We start from the raw sequence: 20352 nt of genomic DNA, 5'->3' as shown, positions 1-20352 counted from the left end.
TTAGATATTCTTTAATTACTTCTTCCAAGCGTCGATGATAGCCTTGAAGTCAGCAGCCTTCAGTGAAGCACCACCAATCAAACCACCATCAATGTCTGACTTACTGAACAACTCTGCAGCGTTGCTTGCGTTACAGCTACCACCATAGAGGATAGATGTGTCTTCAGCAGCCTCTTTACCATACTTCTCAGCAACGATTGAGCGGATATAAGCTAACATCTCCTGAGCCTGATCAGATGTAGCTGTCTTACCAGTACCGATAGCCCAGATTGGTTCATAAGCCAAGATGATGTTCTTCCACTCCTCAGCTGTGAGGTGGAAGATTGACCCCTCGAGTTCAGCCTTTACAACCTCGTTCTGCTTCTCAGCCTCGCGCTCCTCAAGAGTCTCGCCGCAGCAGAAGATAACCTTCAAGCCGTTAGCCAAAGCCAACTGTACCTTCTCCTTCAAAATCTCTGCTGTCTCACCGTAGTACTGGCGACGCTCTGAGTGACCAAGGATTACATACTGTGCACCAGTGCTCTTTACCATAGCGGCAGAAACCTCACCTGTGTAAGCTCCCTTAGCCTTATCAGCACAGTTCTCAGCACCGAGAGTAACGCCCTCAGCGTCTAAAACTTCTGCAACACTTGCAAGGTGAATGAATGGAGTACAGATAACAACATCACAGTTTGGCTTCTCTGCCTTCAATGAGTCGTTAATTTCCTTTGCCAAAGCAACACCTTCTTGCAGGGTCTCGTTCATCTTCCAGTTACCTGCTACAATTTTCTTTCTCATTTGTCTTTTACGTTTTAAAAGTTGATATAATCTATTTGATTGTTCTTTCTGTATTATCCATTGCTCTTTCTGCTTAAGCCATTCCTCCCGTTTTCTCACCCATCTTGTCCATGACCAAATGCGATCTGCAACGATGAGAAGGGTCAGTGGGAAGATATAGCAAATAAGTATCAGTACTATCTTTGTCCATGTCTCATTCTCTGGTTCGCGTCCTATCTCTATGAGTGACAATGGTGCGTTCAGTTCTGCTTGTTTGGGTAGGTCGTTATGACTCCACTTGTTGATGATAGTACCTTTATAAAGCAGTACTAAACCAGGGTTACTACGGATGATAGTCTTTAAGGTTGTCCCATCAGTTGTATAGAAAGGATACTCTGCCCCAGTGATGTCTCGCCAATGTTTTACGGCTTTATCCGTACTTGCTGTCAATCCATAGAAGCCATATCCATTTTCCTTAGCATATTCATAGATAGCATCTATCTCACCAAAATTACTATCGTCTGCACGCTCCAATACAGGGGCAATGAGTAGGAAGGTATATCCATCCTTGGTTAGTATGCTGTCAGTAAGGTCCTCTCCCGTCTTTTCGTCTGTAATTGAAAAGTCGTGAATAGGTGGTTCGTAACCCTTTTCAAGTATCTCTTGGTGCGTATCTTTGAACACCCATGTTGAGTCATTGTAAGGGTAATCATTCTCAGTGAACTCTTTTGTTACGCCATTCTTCTCACAAATGAAGGTCGTCTTATAAGTCGTTAGCTTAGCCCCTTTGGGAATTTCCATCCCTTTTTTGATATTCTGTCCGATGTAATAAGGACGGAAGTCAAAGATAGGCAGATGATAAAGACTCAGTGTGGAGGCTGTGACAATAAAGACAATTGTGAAGTAGAAAGCTATCCACTGGTTTGTTTTTGATACAAAGCGAACTTGATAAAGCGGCCAACATGCAAGGATGATAGCTGCTGTCAAGAGAATTAGATTCTTAATGAAAGTCTGCATGTTCGTAAGGTGAATGGCATCACCGAAGCATCCACAATCTTGTATTGGATTGCTTACAGTAAGCCAAAGGGTCACGAGCGTCATCACTACCATCATGATGAGTGAGAGCTTGCTGGCGAGTCGGCGACGTATAGCAAGCAAGAGCATCACACCTAAGGTGAACTCTATTGCTGACAATCCGACTGATAACATCAACTGTGCCCAGTCTGGTATATATGCCGACAACTGCGCTGCCTCTAAGTATTCTGCAATCTTATATTGCGAACCTAAAGGGTCAATTGCCTTGACAAAGCCTGAGAAGATGAATGTCAAAGCAAGTAGTGTGCGGCTTAAGTTTACCAGTATGGACTTTAATTTATTCATGTAGTTTGATTGTTCCAAAGACTGCGTAGTTCATTATATCCATGTAGTTGGCATCGATACCCTCGCTGACAAGCGTTGCTCCACCAAGGTCTTCTATCTCTTTGATACGCTCGATCTTTGTCAAGATAAGGTCGGTATAGCTGCTGACACGCATATCGCGCCATGCTTCGCCATAGTCGTGATTTTTCTTAATCATTAATTCGTAGGCCTCTTTTGCGTATCTATCGTATAGAGCTAAAGCTTCGTCAGGGGTCATGTCAACGCTATCGACAAAGCCCTTTTCCAACTGGATAAGTCCTACGATACTGTAGTTTATCAGCGCAATGAACTCTGGACGAATACCTTCACCTACTAAACTCTCACCCGTAATCTCCAAAGAACGGATGCGTTTCGCCTTGATAAAGAGCTGATCAGTAAGGGAAGAAGGACGCAGAATGCGCCATGAAGCACCATAGTCATGGAGCTTCTTTGCGAAAAGACTTCTGCACTCAGCGAGTACATCTTGAAATTCCTGCTGTGTCTTTGTCAGTTGACTTGCCATAGTCTTATATTGATTTGACTGCAAAAATACGTAATTTCGCTGTAATAAACGAATGAATTAACAACTATTCCTGTCTTTAAGGTTGGTTCGTAAATCATTGTGAGCGATTGCAACAAGGACTTGAATATCCTTTGTCAGTCTTTGTGTTGAAGATAGATAGGTGTCTTTCGGTCGGATTACAAGGCTTTCTGAGAGTCTTAATCCTAAGTCTTTTTGAGAGAAATCGTATTCCTTAAGGTTCGTCCGTTAAATTATTGGTTGTGAATAGAATAAAGGGTTATACACTTGTATGGTATTACTTTCTTATATCTGTTGGTCTCACAAAGGAGGATAAACTGCAGGGTAAAATACAAATTGATACCCTATCTACTCGTCTTCTGCAAACAACTTATTTCCTTTATTGTGTGATGTTTGTAAAATATTTTATGCAGTTCGAAACCAATATATGCTCTTTTGGCTTCTTAAAGACGGCTAATTGGGTTGTAGAAGGGGCCCTTTTGAGGTCTAACTAAGGCCCTTTTGGAGTCTAATTAGGCATCTTCTTTGTGCTACTTTATAACTAATTGATTTTCTGTTGGTTGTATACTCACTTTTTATCAGTGTTTTTGCCTTTATTTATAGATGTTTTATACGGAATTATGTAATGATTTTTCATATCCTTGTCTGCGGGATTTGATATTAAAAAAAGTCTTTCAATATTCGTAATACTTTGCCTAAAACTATACGAAAGATTATAAAATGAAAGAGCGGGAACGCCTGTTAAAGGTGTTCCCGCTCTGTGGATGTATGTGTAAACGCAGTATAGTTTTATGGTGCTACTACTACTTTTACCCAACTATTAGTGTCATCGTGATTGGCTCTGTCATCGTTAGCACTTTCTTTGAATGGCTTTACTTGTTCCAGTTTAGCCTTTTGTGCAGCAGTCATTGTGACTGTAATATTTGCCAAGAAGCCATTTGGCTCTTGACTACCAGCAAAAAACTTCGCCAAGTTTGGCATGTGACGTATGTCAAATGATGAAAATCTACAATGCGCAATACTTAACTCTTCCAACTTTGTATTGTTCGATAAGTCGAGAGATGTAAATGGGATAAAGGTTGTTCGCAAATATATTAAGTTTGGATTATGCGTTACATCCAATGCAGACATCTCCCTTACATTATATAAGTCAAGCTTTGTGAGGTTTGGATTGTTTGATACATCCAATGAACCTACATGTGTATTTGATAGCTGAAGTTCTTTCAAGTTAGCACCAGCAGCAGACAGTCCTTTGATTTCTTTTACTGCAGCACTTGCAAGATTGACATCCCTTAGGTTTGTCATCTTGCTGAAGTCATAGCTTTCAATCCTTGAACCTGATGCCCAAAATCTCTGCAGCTTTGAGTTATCTGACAATCCGATGAAGTTCTGAAGACTACCGTTAGAGAGACCATTAAAGTCGTTCAAGTTTGGTGAATTGGTGGTGTTGATAGTCTGTATATTGGGACTATAATATGTCTGTAAGGTTGTTAATGTAGGCATATTGCTTGCATCAACCGACTGAAGGCTGTTGTTATTATACACTGCGAATAAGTTGAGCTTAGTGTTACCACCTGTTACAACTTCAGTCATTCCATCCAGATGATGCGCTTGTAACTGTGTTATCTTATCTAATCCTGTCACATTAATCTTTGTGACCAGTGGGCTACCACTAATTACTATTTGTCCAGTGAGCTGTGGATACTTGTTGAGATTAAGCTCTCCTGCAAGATTCTTGTTACCTTGAAGGTTCAGACCATTAATATTGCGATAGTATTGTAGCTCATCAATTGACGTGAAGTTGTCTTTGTTATTGACTTCTAACATTCCCTTGTAAGAAAGGATCTTCTCCAAGTTGTCTGCAGCATAAATATCCAAGTGACCATCTGCGGTTCTTGTTAAGCCTGATACCTTTGCACCAACAGCCTCAATTAAACCCTGGTTTTTGAGGATGAAAGCCTTAGCCTTAGATGCATCAAGCGTCATCTCACCGAGGTCGTAAACCTTGGCACGCTGAATGTTGATTTCTTGCTTAACCTTCTTCAAGATAGCTTTGCTATCCTGCATGATAAAGACAAGCGTCAAACCCTGTGAAAGCTTTTGTTCAGGGAGTGCTATGTAATATGCCTTATTCTCCTCAAGAGTGCCAGACTCGGCTTTGAGGTTTACCACTGGAGAAGCCTTAGTGAACTCGTTTTTAGCCGCACTAATCTTTCCATCATTAGCAAAAGTGATGGTTGACTTTAAATTACCAGCAAGGTTCTCCTGCCCAATAGCAAGTAACTTTACCTGCTTTACGTTTGAAGTTCCTTTGATGGTAAAGCGGAGCAAACCACCAACATTGTATGCAATGAATGGTTTTCCACGCTGTGGAATGATACCAACAGATACATTCGCCTTTGAATCAAATGTGCCTGCAATGGCATTTTGTTCCTTTGGAAAGTTGTATTGGTATATTGCTTGGGTGTTACTGTTTGCTGAAATCTTTGCATCCTGCTGATAAGGATACATCATGAAGTATGATACGTTATTGACATTTGGTGCTTTTCCCCAGAAATGTACGTCGCTTCCTGCGGTGGGAGTTGTGAAGGGGTAATTCTTGGGTTGGTATCCTTTAAAACCAATACCAATCTTATCGTTTGCTTGCCAAGTAACAGTTGCACCGTCTGAGCCAAGTACTGTACGTGTGACAGGCTGTGAAGATCCTGCAATAAAGCTCATCTCAACGAGCTCCTCACTGTCACTGTCGCCGTTTCCGAAATCGTCTTGAGAACATGATACTGTGATAAGTGCAAGTCCTAAGCACAGTAAGTATGCTTTAAATTGTTTCATATAATACTTTTTGATTTTTTGTTCGTTTTGTGATAAGCTTAATCCTTTGTGGTTAAAATGGTGAGTCATCGTCAGTACCATCTTCAACTCTGAGGTTAGGGTCGTGAGTTTCTGTAAATCCCTCGTGCTGAGTACCATGCGCACTATCCATTAAGAAATCACCTTCTGTCTCCATTTTGACCAGAAGGGTAGATGGTTTTTGATATACTTTCTTCATTTTTTCTCCTTTTTGTTATCCTATTTACTCTCTTTGGATATCATAGTTTCCTTTTGTTTCTTTTGTTATCCGTGACCGACTTCTTTATGTCTTTTACTTTGTCGTCAGTCCTTTTCTCCTGGACATCTCCGTTAGATGGAGTCCTTAAGTACTGATATCACAAATTTGTATTCGGTGGTTATTTTATCTTTACACGGTCTTAAAGACTTATTACCAAGTCCTTTACCGTCGCTTTTTTTAGTGGGTTGCAAAGTTAATCATTCTTCTGTAAACAGTAAAAAAGCTTATTGGAAACTTTCTAAAACGAAATTTTAATTAACGCATCGGTCGTGATCAAACAGCTTTTATTGTGATATGTTAACGTTTGCCTAATGGTACTTTCCATTTAAGTTTAGCCACTTTTGTAAGCGTGAAGATGAATGTTGTGTATTCTTTTTACCAATGTACTTGATTTATATCATGCTTGTCTATACTTGTAACTTGCGTTATTGTGAAAATAGTTAGTTGTAAAAAGCGTATTCACCTACTTTTAGTCTTGTGAGAGTTAAGGAAATTATGTATCTTTGCATGACTCTTATTATTAAAGATAACATTATTTTATGCGAGATCTTTCAGATGCCGAATTGGCACAGCTTATAGATAAAGACATATTCCATCACATCTCATCTGCAGCAGATAAACTTGGCTTAGAATGTTATGTCGTAGGTGGTTACGTGCGTGATTTGTTCTTGGAACGTCCGTCAAACGATATTGATGTTGTGGTTGTAGGAAGTGGTATTCAGGTTGCAAGTGAGTTAAAATCCATCTTGGGGAGGAAGGCGCATTTGTCAGTCTTTCGTAACTTTGGAACAGCGCAAGTAAAGTATAAGAACATAGAGGTGGAGTTTGTCGGGGCACGCAAGGAAAGTTATAGCCACGACAGTAGGAAACCTGTAGTAGAGAATGGCACATTAGAGGATGACCAGAACCGCCGTGACTTTACGATTAATGCGATGGCTGTTTGCTTGAATAAGGAACGCTTCGGCGAGTTAGTAGACCCATTTGGAGGCATTGATGACCTTTGGGATGGAATTATCCGTACTCCTCTCGATCCAGATGTAACCTTTTCTGATGATCCATTGCGCATGATGCGTTGTGTTCGTTTTGCTACACAGCTCAACTTCTTCATAGAAGACGAGACCTTTGAAGCCTTGGAGCGTAATGCAGAACGAATTAAGATTATCAGTGGGGAACGCATAGAAGAGGAGTTGAATAAGATTATGATGACGGCAACTCCAAGTAAGGGCTTTATTGAGTTATACCGCTGTGGACTCCTGCAGCTTATTCTTCCAGAGCTTGTAGCACTTGACGTTGTAGACACAAGAAATGGACGTGCACATAAGAATAATTTCTATCACACCTTAGAAGTGTTGGATAATATTTGCAAGCATACGGATAATCTATGGTTGCGGTGGGCAGCCTTGTTACATGACGTAGGGAAAGCAAAGTGTAAGCGATGGGATACAGTGGCTGGGTGGACTTTTCATAACCACAACTTTGTGGGTGCAAAGATGGTCCCAACAATCTTCCGACGTCTAAAGCTCCCGATGGATAGTAAGATGAAATATGTGCAGAAGCAAGTAGACCTACACATGCGTCCGATAGTCATAGCCGATGAAGAGGTGACTGACTCAGCCGTTCGGCGATTGATGAATGATGCTGGTGATGATATAGACGACCTGATGACGCTCTGTGAAGCAGATATAACAAGTAAGAATGCGGTACGAAAACAGCGCTTCTTAGATAACTTTCGTATTGTTCGTGAGAAACTAAAAGACCTGAAAGACCGTGATTATAAGCGTTTGTTACAGCCTTGTATTGACGGTAATGAGATTATGGAGATGTTTAGTCTGAAGCCGAGTAGAGAGGTGGGAGAACTGAAAAAGACATTGAAGGATGCTGTTCTTGATAATAAGGTACCCAATGAGCGTGAGCCACTATTAGCTTTGTTACAAGTAAAAGCAAAAGAGTTAGGATTGATATAAATAATAAATGTTAAAAAAGTAAGTGCTTGTTCGATGTCAATGGATAAAAATGTGTATCTTTGCATACCGAAAACTAAAACACTTAGTTTTGGTTTTATAAGGGCTTAGACTTACTGATAAAACCCCTTAGAGGTACATAGTTAGAGTCTTACTATTTGTGAGAAAGAATATAGAAAAAGAATATTTAATATTATAGGTATGAAGAAAAAAGGTGTCTTACTGGCTGCTGTTGCAGCAGCGGCAGTGTTACTTACCAGTTGTAAGGGAGGCCAACAGGGTCTTCCTACAAGTAATGAGTATCCAGTAGTAACGATTGGTGCAGCTAATGCACAGTTGAAGACAACATTCCCAGCAACCATCAAGGGTGTACAGGATGTTGAGGTTCGTCCGAAGGTTAGCGGTTTTATTACAAAACTGTATGTACATGAAGGTGAGTATGTTCGTGCAGGTCAGGTGCTTTTTGTAGTAGATAACTCTACTTATCAGGCTGCAGTTCGTCAAGCAGAGGCGCAGGTGGCATCAGCGCAAAGTGGTGTTGCAGGTGCACAAGCTCGTGTCATTCAGGCAAATGCAAGCCTCAATTCTGCCAACGCACAGGCTGCCACTTCACGTTTAACATATAGTAACAGCAAGAACCTATATAATAATAAGGTGATTGGCGAGTATGAGTTGGAGTCTGCAAAGAACGCATACGAGACGGCACAGTCGGCTGTTAGTCAAGCACAGAGTAGTGTTGTAGCAGCTAAGACAGCTGTGACTCAAGCAGTAGCAGCTGTTCGTCAGGCTCAAGCTATGCTTGCTACAGCTAAAGATAACCTTGGTTTCTGCTATGTGAAGAGTCCCGCATCAGGCTATATTGGTAGCCTCCCATATAAGGAGGGAGCTTTGGTAAGTGCTTCTTCAGCACAGCCTGTTACCACAGTCAGCAATAACTCTTCAATAGAAGTTTATTTCTCTATGACAGAAGCGGATGTTTTAAAGCTCAGTCGTACTAATAATGGATTGAGTAATGCCATCAAGTCTTTCCCAGGTGTGAGCTTGATATTGGCTGATGGAACAACCTATAATCATGAAGGAGTCGTTGTTAAGACCAGTGGTATTATTGATCCTACAACAGGAACAGTAAGTGTTATTGCTCGTTTCCCTAATCCAGAACACTTACTGAAGAGTGGTGGAAGTGGTCAGATAGTTATAGCAAAGACTAACAATCGTGTATTGTTGATACCACAGGAGGCTACCGTACAAGTTCAGAATAAGGTCTTTGTCTACAAGGTTGATGCTAAAGACACAGTACGCTATAGTGAGATAAGCATTGACCCACAGAATGATGGTATCAACTATATCGTGACAGGTGGTCTTAAGATGGGTGATCGTATTGTAAGTAAAGGCGTTTCAAGTCTTGAAGATGGTACATGGATTAAGGCTCTAACCCCTGCAGAGTATGATAAAGCCATTCAGAAAGCAGAGAAATTGGGAGAGAAGCAGAGTTCTGCCTCAGGCTTCCTTAAAGCAATGAAGGGCGACGATAAGTAGGTGATGAGTGTTGAATGATAGGCGATGATGTATTGCTTAACTCATTCAATACTTCTAAACCCTAAATAAATAATTAGGTATTATGACATTTACGAATTTCATTAAACGACCGGTATTATCAACTGTTATATCCATCTTCTTTGTCCTTTTGGGTATAATTGGTCTGATATCACTGCCTATTGAACAATATCCGAATATTGCACCTCCTACGATTTCTATTCAGACATTTTATCAAGGAGCTGATGCACAGACCGTATTGAATTCAGTTATTACACCATTGGAGGAGAGTATCAATGGTGTTGAGAACATGACTTATATGGAGTCAACAGCAACCAATGCTGGTATGGCAATGATTACTGTTTACTTCAAGCAGGGTGCAGACCCTAATATGGCAGCAGTCAATGTACAGAACCGTGTGTCACAAGCACAGGCGTTGTTGCCTGCTGAGGTAACACGTGCGGGTGTGACGGTGTCAAAGCGTCAGAGCTCAACTGTTGTTATGTATTCATTGACAACAGATGACGGACGATATGATGATGAGTTCTTGACGAACTATAACAATATCAATATCGTGCCAATGTTGAAGCGTATCAATGGTGTCGGTGACGTACGCACACCGGGTATGAAGACCTACTCTATGCGTATTTGGCTCCTGCCAGATAAGATGAAGCAGTATGGTCTTGTGCCTTCTGATATTTCTGGTGCATTAGCAGAACAGAATATAGAAGCAGCACCAGGTTCTTTCGGTGAGCAAAGCAAGCTTAAATTCGAGTACACCATGCGATATAAGGGACGTTTAAAAACGCCTGAAGAGTATGGTAATATTATTATCTCAAGTAATACAAATGGCCAGACTTTACATTTGCGAGATGTCGCTAAGGTAGAGTTAGGTGGCTTGATGTATTCTGTTGCCATGCGTAACAATGGCCAACCAGCTGTGTTAGGTATGGTCAACCAGGTTGCTGGTTCGAATGCTACTCAGATAGCTGAAGATGTGAAGACAGCCTTGGCTGATGCTCAAAAGCAGATGCCACCAGGAATGAAGGTTACGATAGAGCAGGATGTAACAGAGTTCCTCTTTGCATCTATTGCGGAGGTTATTCGCACATTGGTTATCACCCTTGTGCTGGTATTCTTCGTTGTTTATATCTTCTTGCAGGACTTCCGTTCAACAGTAATCCCTATGATTGCCGTACCAGTGGCATTGATTGGAACCTTCTTCTTCCTATGGGTGTTCGGATTCTCCATCAACCTTTTAACCCTGTCAGCATTGTTATTAGCGATTGCCATTGTGGTCGATGATGCCATTGTGGTCGTTGAGGCTGTTCATGCTAAGCTCGATTTAGGTTATAAGAGTGCTATGACAGCTGCCATAGATGCTATGAACGAGATTTCAGGCGCTATCATCTCTATTACTTTGGTGATGGCAGCAGTGTTCGTTCCTGTATCTTTCATTGGCGGAACCTCAGGTACTTTCTATCGTGAGTTCGGTGTGACAATGGCCGTGTCAATCGTTATCTCTGCTTTGAACGCTTTAACGTTATCACCTGCACTTTGCGCTATTTTCTTGAAGCCTCATGGTGATGATGAAGAACACAAGAAGCTGTCACGCGTAGACAGGTTCCACATTGCTTTCAATGCTCAGTATGAGAAGATTAATAGTAAGTATCAGAAAACCGTTGAGAAGGTTATCAATCATCGTTGGATATCAGGTGTATCTGTCGTCCTTGGTGTTATAGCTCTTGTTCTGACAATGACCTTTACACAGACAGGTCTTGTACCTAACGAAGATACAGGAAGTATATATGTCATGATTAGTACTCCTCCTGGAACCTCTCAAGTAGAGACGCAGAAGGTGACCGACCAGGTGGATAAGATGTTGGCAAGTAACCCTTATATCGAGCGCCGTGAACAGATTGTTGGTTATAACTTCATGGCAGGACAGGGTTCTAACCAGTCGACTTTTATTATTAAGTTGAAGCCTTTCGCTGAGCGTGAATATGGCATGATAGAACGCATTAAGTCTGTCTTTGATGGGGCTGGTATTGCCGGACTGTTTATTGACCCAACTTCTTCAAATATGGTTTTGGGTATGATTTATAAGCAGACTTCAAGTATCAAGGGCGCACAGATTATTGCTTTTGCACCGCCAATGATTCCTGGTTATGGTATGACCAATGGTCTTTCCTTCTCTTTGCAGGATAAGACTGGTGGCGACTTGAATAAGTTCTTTAAGATAGCACAGGATTACATTGCTGCGCTGAACAAGCGTCCAGAGTTTAGCCGTGCACTCACTACATATAATCCTAACTATCCTCAGTACATGGTAGACGTTGATGTTGCGAAGGCAAAGCAGGCTGGTACATCTCCAGCAGCTATCCTTTCTGTATTGCAGGGATACTATGGTGGTATGTACGCATCCAACTTCAATGCATACGGTAAGCTTTTCCGTGTGATGATACAAGGAACAGCAGAGAGTCGAATGGACGAGTCGAGCATGAATAATATCTATGTTCGTACAACGGCTGGTATGGCTCCTGTGAGTGAGTTCTGTACGTTGAAGCGTGTTTATGGACCATCAAATATCACTCGTTTCAACCTGTTTACTTCTATTGCCGTTAGTGCAACACCTGCCAATGGAGTGTCTTCTGGTCAGGCCATTAAGGCTGCCGAGGAAGTTGCTAAGCAGATATTACCACAGGGATATGGCTACGAGTTCTCTGGTTTGACACGTTCTGAGCAAGAGTCTTCTAACTCAACGGCGATGATCTTCGTGCTTTGTATTGTGTTTGTCTATTTGATTCTTAGTGCACAATATGAGAGTTATATCCTTCCGTTGGCCGTTATCTTGTCAATACCATTCGGTCTTGCAGGTGCGTTCATCTTCACCTTGCTGTTTGGACATAACAATGATATCTATATGCAAATATCCTTGATTATGTTGATTGGATTGTTGGCGAAGAATGCTATTCTTATCGTTGAGTTTGCTCTTGAACGCCGTCGTACGGGTATGGCGATAAAGTATGCGGCTATCTTAGGTGCTGGTGCACGTCTTCGTCCTATCTTGATGACTTCTTTGGCAATGGTTATTGGATTGTTGCCATTGATGTTCGCAAGTGGTGTAGGCCGTAATGGTAACCAGACATTAGGTGCTGCTGCCGTTGGAGGTATGTTGATTGGTACACTCTGTCAGGTATTTGTTGTACCAGCTCTCTTCGCTGGCTTCCAGTACTTACAGGAGCGTATTAAGCCTCTCGAGTTTGAAGATGAGGCTAATCATGACGTCATTAAGGAACTTGAACAATTTGCTAAAGGTCCTGCACATGACTATAAGGTAGAAGAGTAGTACTATATTAAAAGAACAATAATGAAGAATAAGAATATAATCATCATAGCCCTTGCAGCCCTGTCATTGACAGGCTGTAAGAGCCTCTATGGCAATTACGAACGTCCAGACGTTAAGACGAATGGGATTGTGCGTGACCCTGTTGATGACAAGACCGCACTTGAAGGGGCTAACGATTTCGGTAACCTGTCATGGCGTAGTGTCTTTACCGACCCTCAATTACAGGCACTTATTGAGAAAGCTCTTAATAATAATCCTGATTTGCTCAATGCTGCTTTGAATGTGGATATTGCTGAGCAGCAGGTTAAGATGGCGAAGTTGGCATTTTTACCATCGGTAGTCTTCGCACCAACAGGTACGATTTCTCATTTTGGAACGCATACCTCTTCAACACAGTCTTACACGCTTCCTATTGCTGCAAGTTGGGATGTTGACCTCTTTGGGAAGCTTCGTTCGCAGAAGAAAGCCGCACAAATGCTTCTTCTTCAGTCAAAGGATTATAAGGTGGCAGTACAAACCAGTCTTATTTGTAACGTAGCTAATCTCTATTACACATTGTTGATGCTCGATCGTCAGAAGCAGATTGTCGATGATATGTCTGGTCTGACAAAGAACACTTGGGACATGATGAAGTTGCAGATGGATTTTGGACGTGCTCGTTCAACGAGTGTTCAGAGTGCTGAGGCGGCTTACTATAGCGTACAGACACAGGCTGCAGACATTCGTCGTCAGATTCGTGAGACAGAGAACTCACTGAGTCTTCTTCTTGGCGAACCTGCTCAAGGGATTGTACGTGGAAGCCTTGATAATCAGAGTCTACCAACGAATTTTGCAGGAGGCATTGGTGTTCAGCTGTTAAGCAATCGTGCTGATGTGCATGCAAACGAGATGGCGCTGGCTCAATGCTTCTATAATGTACAGCAGGCACGTAGCCGTTTTTATCCAGCATTGAACATTTCTCCTACCGGAGGTTGGAGTAATGGCAACGGCATGGTAAACCCTGCTAAGTTGTTATTGAGCGTAGTGGGTAGTCTTACACAGCCTGTTTTCATGCGTGGACAGCTGAAAGCTGGTCTACGAGTGGCTGAAGACAAGTATAAGCAAGCGTATAACACGTGGCAAAACAGTATTCTTAAGGCAGGCTCAGAGGTTAGTAATGCACTTGTAGCCTACAACTCTGCTAACGAGAAAGAGAAGTTACAACAACAGCAAATAGATGTCTTAAAGCAAAATGTAGAACATACGCAGATGCTCTATGCACAAAGTTCAAGCACCTATCTTGAGGTTATCACTGCTCAGCAGAGTTTACTTAATGCTCAAATCTCACAGATTCGTGAGCAGTTTACGAAGCTACAATCTATCGTGAACTTGTATAATGCACTCGGTGGTGGCTCTAAGTAATAAGTTTGTTTAATTCTTAGTATTCAAAAGTATGAGTAGTGTAATTAGTCCAAAAGCCGAGATTTCTCCACGAGCAAAGATTGGAGATGGCTGTAAGATATTTCCATTTGTTTACATAGAAGACGATGTTGTCATTGGTGATAACTGTGTTATCTTTCCTTTTGTTAGTATCTTGAATGGTACGAGAATGGGGAATGGGAACAAAGTGCACCAAGGTTCTGTTCTTGCTGCATTGCCACAGGACTTCAACTTCGTAGGAGAAAAGAGCGAATTGATAATTGGCAACAACAATGTTATCCGTGAGAATGTAGTGATAAACCGTGCTACACACCGTGGATGTAAGACGGTCATTGGTTCAGATAACTTCTTGATGGAGGGTGCACACATCAGTCATGATACCGTCGTTGGCGACCGCTGTGTCTTTGGGTATGGTGCGAAGATTGCTGGCGATTGTGTTATTGACACAGGTGCAGTCATCTCTTCTAACGTTGTAGAGAAGGCTAACACCCGTGTTGGGTCGTATGCTGTGGTACAAGCGGGTACAACATTCTCTCGTGATGTCCCTCCTTATATTATTGCGGGAGGCTCTCCAGTTGGATTCCATGGTGTTAATACCACGATTCAAAAGTCTGCTGGTGTAGAAGAGAAGACCCTCAAGCATATCGCTAATGCTTATCGTCTTTTGTTCTATGGTCAAACATCGGTGTTTGATGCATGTATACAAATAGAACAACAGGTTCCTTCCTCAACTGAGATAAGTAATATTATCGACTTTGTTAGAGGTACAGAGGTTGGAATCATTAGTAAATTATAATTTTCATACCTATAATTTTTAATGTTGGGGAGGGTTAACCGCAAGGTTAGCCCTCCTTTTTTGTTTTTATTATATAGGTTTTTATTTTTATTATATAGGTGCTTTTTTGGTTCTTCCGTTAAATGTGTAGATTGTTCATAGAATGAGATTAATCCACATACATGGTAAGCTTGCCTCCAATAAGATGGTTTTATAAAGGGAGGGGAAACAATATGATAAATGTAATTAGGTGTGATGTCTATCTGTCGTCTACAAACAATTTATTCCTATTAGCCTAATTAGGCTATTTAGTCCAATTGGGCTAATTAGGCTAATAACTTATTATTCTGTTATAATATTTCACATCATAATTTTGAATACATGCTCTTTTGGCTTCTAAAAGACGCCCTTTTGGCTTGCAAAAGATGCTCTTTAAGACCCTTGCTAACGCCCTTTTGAAGTCCAATTAAGCACCTTTTACTTTATACTTGATAACTAATTGATACGCTGTTGATTGTAAACCTGCTTCATGTGTGTATTTTTGCCGTTAGTTATAGGTATTTTCTTTAAAATTATGTAATGATTTTTCAATCCTCTTGTCTGCAGATTTTTGAAGTCTTAAAACGAAAAGATTTTCAATGAAAGAGGATGAAAATAGGATAGATAGTTGACTGTCTCAGTTATATTTTTGTTTAATGAGTAACTTTGGATCTTACGTTAAAGCACTACGAAAAGCGTCCACACATTTAACGGAAGAACCGCTTTTTTCGTCCTTATGGCTGTTAGTTTCAAGCGTTCTCATGTGCAATTGAAGGCGTGCGTAGCCTTACTTGTGATTTTTCTTTTCATGAAAATAATTCGGGAATGATGGTAGACTATTTGTTTACTTATTGTTAAATAGACTATTGAGCTTACTTTTTAAACACTTTCTATTGTTCCTTACGGCGTTTTTTAGCCTTTTTTCTCTGTGCGCTAACCTTTCTCTTTTGTCGTTTTAATTATGTTCAAGGTATAAATTGTGTATGATGATGTAAATATTCTATCTATTGAAGATAAAATAAAGGAGGTAATGAAAAAATATTCAAAAATGTTTGTAATATAAAAGAATAGCATTATATTTGTCCCAGAATATAAACAATCTATTTGTAAGAAATAAAATCTTAATATAATAACTTACTTAAATTAATAGTATGAACTTAAAGAAGTTGATAACCAGATACGTCCTGGTTGCTTTAGGCTTAATCTTGAGTGTTCCAATGGTAAGTTCTGCGCAGAGTAAAAATCAGCTGATTAAGCCCTGTAATCAAATTGTGAAGCAGGGTGGGGAGGTTATGGATTGCTCTGAAGGGCAGCAATGGATTATCTTTAAAAAACAATCGCAAAAGAAGACATCAGAAGGTCGTTCGCTTTATACACTTGGATTGTATGATGTCAAAAGTGGTAAAACAACGGTGCTCTCAGATAATAATTGTATCTTTGTTGTTAAATCACCAAAGTCAAAGTCTGGTGATGTACGTATCACAGAAGAGTATGCATGGTATGATGAAGATGGAGTATTAGTCGATGCATCATCCAAAGAAGATATCATTATGCCTGATGATAAGATGCTCATCAGCCAGCTTACCAATGAAGAAGGGACTGTTAGCGATTATCTAAAGGTTATCCCTTTAGGAACGAGCAAGGCTAAGATGATGGAAATTGAGCTGGCTAAGAGTCCTTACACACTGGTTGAAACTACAAACTTAGTAGATAAAGATGGTCAGACGAGTATTCTTCATATATGTAATGAGGCTCTTCATATATGTAATGCGACTTTTGATGTTAACCCATTGAGAAAAGTCACAATAGAGAGTAACAATACTTTCTCTTATTACAGAAATGCGGAGCAGGTTTTTGATGGTGATATGTTGGTTGATACAAAGTATCAGCGTGTTGTCTGCAATACGGATGGTGAGATTGTAGAGGTAGGGAAAGTTATGACATACCAAGAGGCTCTACAGGCTTCTGGTAATGCAAGCAATCCTCAACTGAGCTTAAAGTAATTTGGTTTATAAGTATAATAGACGTAGGATTTATACATTCGTTAAAATAAAATGGACGCATCAAAAGTGCGTCCATTATGGTTGGTTTATACTTTCGTGTTGGGTAGCTAATCTATATTAGGAATCTTTTCGTGATACAGATATTAAGAATAGAGAAATGTTAATACGATGCTGTGCAAGGGATTCCCAATGCAATCACACGGTCACGGATAGCATCTAATTCTTCGTGTGTAGCCTTTTGTAGGTGTTGGTCGGGTGTTTCGCGATCAATAGTGTAAATCATTACCTCACGAGGTCCAATCTCCTTGACAACTTCAAGCCATGGAGCAACGAACTCTTCTGTAGTGTTGTTGACGTCATAACCATCTTCGGTTGTCCCCTTCAAGAACATTGTTTGAATAATAGCTTGGCCGTTGAAGGCCTTAATATCTGCTATGATATGATGAATATCGTAGGAAGGCTGCGTAGGTCGGTCTACCTTATTGATATATTCAGTATTGATAGTATCGAGTTTCAGAATGTTGTTGTCTACCTTTGACAGTGCTTCGTGAATCTTCGGACGATGAATGAACGTAGAGTTACTGAGGACAGAAATCTTTGCTTGTGGGCAATATATGTTGCGTAGACGAATTGTATCGTCGATGACTTCAGCGAAGTGTGGATGAGAAGTAGGCTCTCCGTTGCCAGCAAAAGTCAGAACGTCAGGGTGGATATTGTCCTGTTGCATTTCCTTCAATTTTGCCTCCAAAGCCTCAGCAACACGTTCACGAGTGGGGTGGGGAGTCTTTGTGCGGTGGTCTTCATTGAATCCGCATTCGCAATATATACAGTCGAAGGTGCATATCTTACCGTCCGCTGGCATCAAGTTAATACCTAAGGAAATACCAAGGCGGCGGCTATGAACGGGGCCAAATATAGGGGACGGATAGATAATCGTGCTCATTGAAATTGTCTTTATAAATGGTTTATGGGGTAGGATGTGACTGAGTAGATGAGAGCTCATCTATCTGTTGTCTTTCCTTTCATAATCTTGTTACAACAAAGGTACGTATTTTTCTTGGAAATGATGTCGTTTCCAATTATTTTGATACCTACTTTTTATCTTAGACAATCAACCTCATCAGTAGGAAGACTGTTACTTCCAATCTTTACTCCTGTCGTAGAATAAATATTGATGGAAGGTGTAAGATAGGTCCTGTAAAAGATATCTACCCCTTTTGGAGTTGGTAGATCTTTGTTCACAGCGACGGTAGATGTTGTAAGTATTATTCGTTTTGTTAGTCCTTGCTCTGCTACCATTAGGGTATTGTCGTCTATGCTAACGAAACCAAGGAACTTTTCTGTAAGCACTTTGTGTTTATGTGCGGTAGGGTTAATGATAACGGTTAGAGGAGAAGCATGTGGCGTAATGCCTCTATCTGTACAAGATAATACGACAACAGGAGTTGCTTTTTTAATACGTAACATACCTTTTGTACCCGACTTGGAAATGTATGGTTTGTTAAAAGTTTTGATATCATAATCCCATGAGATATCGTCTACCTGCATTTCTGTATATGTGTCTACATGGTGAGAGAAAATCTTGGTTAATACCTTTGATGAGTTATCAAACATGTAGATATTGTAATATGTTTCGTCGCTATCTCCGTCTGAGTTTGTTATAGGTTGGGTAAAGAAATAATAGGTTCCGAAAGCTCCGCTCCCTGATTGCAGACAACTCATGGCAAGATAGTCTTGCTTCTTTTTAGGGCTTAACTGTGCATAAGGAATGTCACTACCGTTGTAAGCTGCAGGATAAGCATCGTGGGGTAAGCCATGAGAATAGAATGCTGAGAGTGGATCGGTATTTCCTTTTTGGCCTTCTGGCTCATATTGTCTACTACCAGTGTCAAGGGCTTGCATATACTGAAAAGATAACACTATCATAGCAATTAAGGCAATGAATCTTCTGTTCAGTCTAAATGTAGACCGATATAGGCAAATGGCTTCTTTAATATTCATGATGTCAATTTATTATAGTTAGGATTAGTTGTTGGAAGTATGACCTTTGAAAGTCTTGCCTATCTTTTGAACTGTATTTTTATCTTTCTTGCCATCGTAAAAGACGTCAAGAACCTTGCTAAAGATGTCATTAGGACTAATGGCATCAAATAGAGTCATAGAGGATTTTAGTTTTAAGGCATCAATAGAGCTACCCATGAGGCGTTCTATATTTCTGTCTTTATATATCAGTAGGGCGTTAGTTATCTCACGTAATCGTTCATTCAAGCAAGGGTTTGCAAGGAATGTACGAGCTTCGTCCGTATCTGCTAAGCCGTAATATTGCGAGTAGGTACTGTGTCCAAGTCCTTTCAGTTGTGGGAAGATATACCATATCCAATGGGAGGTTTTATGCCCTTGCAAGATTTCTTTCAATGCTTGTTGGTAGGTATTGTCATCGTTCTGAGCCTTGATAAATCTTTCAATGTCGAAAGGGTCGGGAGTCAGCACTCCTATACTTTCTTCGAACTTATTGAGAATTGTGCGTAAGTAAGGTGTCAGCAGTGCATAACAATAGGATGCAAGGTTTTGAGGAATACCATAAAATGCTTGTGCAATACTCCCAGCCATCGCTGCTATTGTGTCTGAATCACCACCTAAGGAAACCGCAATACGTATCACATCTTCAAAGTTGGCACCCTCAAGGAATGCTAAAAGAGCCTGTGGGACAGTATTCTGACAAGACATATCATAGGAATAAGTAGGTCGGATATCATCCAATTGCGGACTTAAATCATAATGAAATTGCTCCTCTGCATAGCTCTTAATCTCCCTCTTCGTTGCCCCATGACGTGCAAGATAAATGGAGGAAGCAATTGCTTGTGCTCCTTTTATGCCTTCGGGATGATTGTGTGTCACCTCTGCTGATATCTTCGCAAGACCTAATGCTTCCTGTAAACTATGCGCATAGAACGCAACGGGACTCACCCTCATAGCAGAACCATTCCCATAGCTATTATAAGGTTGAGGCTCTGGATTATACAACCAACGCATAAAACTACCGCCATAACCAGCCGTTGGATAACGTCTACCAAGCTCTTGCATGTGTCGAACCAGTGTTTCTTTGCGATGTTCCTTATCGCCACACAGCCATCGAGCCACAGCCAACGTCATCACCGTATCATCTGTGAATTTACTCTTCGGAGTAAACAAATGAAACTCTTTCCGCTTCGTATTATTAAACTCATAGGCTGACCCTATGATGTCTCCAACTATTGCTCCTAACATAAACTATTACTTTACATATCTGTTAATCAATAATATCTTACCTTTGATATAACAAACAGGAGTTATACAAAAGGCTACAAACTCGAATACAAAAATAGCTATAATCCATTAATGAAACAAATGAAAATAGAGGAAAACTAACGGAAGGGACAAAATAAGAAGATGGTCATTTTTAAGGTTGCTGTCACTACTGTCATAATAT

13 protein-coding genes are annotated in these 20352 nt (G+C 40.7%); 6 read left to right on the top strand and 7 right to left on the bottom strand.

From position 1 onward, the window contains the following. Positions 1 to 15: 15 nt before the first annotated feature. From AXF23_RS07125 to AXF23_RS07105, 4 genes are all read right to left on the bottom strand, one after another. The gene (locus tag AXF23_RS07125; protein WP_107624821.1) at positions 16 to 2136 is read right to left on the bottom strand and encodes a BT_3928 family protein; all 2121 of its coding nucleotides are present in this window, start codon (positions 2134 to 2136) and stop codon (positions 16 to 18) included. Beyond that, positions 2129 to 2677: a DUF1599 domain-containing protein gene (locus AXF23_RS07120; RefSeq protein ID WP_107624820.1), complete on the bottom strand. Its 549-nt coding sequence runs from the start codon at positions 2675 to 2677 to the stop codon at positions 2129 to 2131. Before AXF23_RS07120 ends, AXF23_RS07125 begins: the two co-directional genes overlap by 8 nt. Before the next feature lie 807 nt (positions 2678 to 3484). After that, on the bottom strand, positions 3485 to 5527 hold the full coding sequence (locus tag AXF23_RS07110; protein WP_107624818.1) for a hypothetical protein: 2043 nt from the start codon (positions 5525 to 5527) through the stop codon (positions 3485 to 3487). Between the two features lie 52 nt (positions 5528 to 5579). Then, positions 5580 to 5744, bottom strand: coding sequence for a single-stranded DNA-binding protein (locus AXF23_RS07105; RefSeq protein WP_107624817.1), 165 nt, complete (start codon positions 5742 to 5744; stop codon positions 5580 to 5582). A 599-nt stretch (positions 5745 to 6343) separates the two neighbouring features. Between AXF23_RS07105 and AXF23_RS07100 the strand changes: the two genes are divergently transcribed. The 6 genes from AXF23_RS07100 (at position 6344) to AXF23_RS07075 (ending at position 16883) form a co-directional block, all read left to right on the top strand. Then, positions 6344 to 7768, top strand: a complete 1425-nt coding sequence (locus AXF23_RS07100; RefSeq protein WP_107624816.1) for a CCA tRNA nucleotidyltransferase — start codon at positions 6344 to 6346, stop codon at positions 7766 to 7768. 198 nt (positions 7769 to 7966) lie between these two features. Further along, on the top strand, positions 7967 to 9301 hold the full coding sequence (locus AXF23_RS07095) for an efflux RND transporter periplasmic adaptor subunit (protein WP_107624815.1): 1335 nt from the start codon (positions 7967 to 7969) through the stop codon (positions 9299 to 9301). 82 nt (positions 9302 to 9383) lie between these two features. Next, on the top strand, positions 9384 to 12647 hold the full coding sequence (locus AXF23_RS07090; protein ID WP_107624814.1) for an efflux RND transporter permease subunit: 3264 nt from the start codon (positions 9384 to 9386) through the stop codon (positions 12645 to 12647). Positions 12648 to 12668: 21 nt separating this feature from the next. Further along, the gene (locus AXF23_RS07085; protein WP_089365824.1) at positions 12669 to 14048 is read left to right on the top strand and encodes an efflux transporter outer membrane subunit; all 1380 of its coding nucleotides are present in this window, start codon (positions 12669 to 12671) and stop codon (positions 14046 to 14048) included. A 31-nt stretch (positions 14049 to 14079) separates the two neighbouring features. Beyond that, positions 14080 to 14862 carry an acyl-ACP--UDP-N-acetylglucosamine O-acyltransferase gene (gene lpxA / locus AXF23_RS07080; protein WP_009012318.1) on the top strand — a complete coding sequence of 261 codons (783 nt, stop codon included), beginning with the start codon at positions 14080 to 14082 and terminating at the stop codon, positions 14860 to 14862. Positions 14863 to 16031: 1169 nt separating this feature from the next. Then, complete coding sequence (locus tag AXF23_RS07075) at positions 16032 to 16883, top strand: hypothetical protein (RefSeq protein ID WP_009012319.1); 852 nt, start codon at positions 16032 to 16034, stop codon at positions 16881 to 16883. Positions 16884 to 17043: 160 nt separating this feature from the next. Here the strand turns inward: AXF23_RS07075 and AXF23_RS07070 are convergent, their stop codons facing one another. The 3 genes from AXF23_RS07070 to AXF23_RS07060 all read right to left on the bottom strand — a co-directional run bounded on the left by AXF23_RS07070 (position 17044) and on the right by AXF23_RS07060 (position 20150). Next, positions 17044 to 17826 (bottom strand): radical SAM protein, encoded by a 783-nt coding sequence (locus tag AXF23_RS07070; RefSeq protein ID WP_107624813.1) that lies wholly within the window; start codon positions 17824 to 17826, stop codon positions 17044 to 17046. A gap of 155 nt (positions 17827 to 17981) precedes the next feature. Next, positions 17982 to 18884, bottom strand: coding sequence for a hypothetical protein (locus AXF23_RS07065; RefSeq protein WP_146156732.1), 903 nt, complete (start codon positions 18882 to 18884; stop codon positions 17982 to 17984). 24 nt (positions 18885 to 18908) lie between these two features. Further along, the gene (locus AXF23_RS07060; RefSeq protein WP_107624811.1) at positions 18909 to 20150 is read right to left on the bottom strand and encodes a DUF1810 family protein; all 1242 of its coding nucleotides are present in this window, start codon (positions 20148 to 20150) and stop codon (positions 18909 to 18911) included. Between the last annotated feature and the right edge of the window lie 202 nt (positions 20151 to 20352).

The sequence above is a fragment of the Prevotella sp. oral taxon 313 genome, assembly GCF_003043935.1.
Classification (GTDB): Bacteria; Bacteroidota; Bacteroidia; order Bacteroidales; family Bacteroidaceae; genus Prevotella; species Prevotella jejuni.
This window is presented reverse-complemented; position numbering and strand designations above follow the sequence as displayed.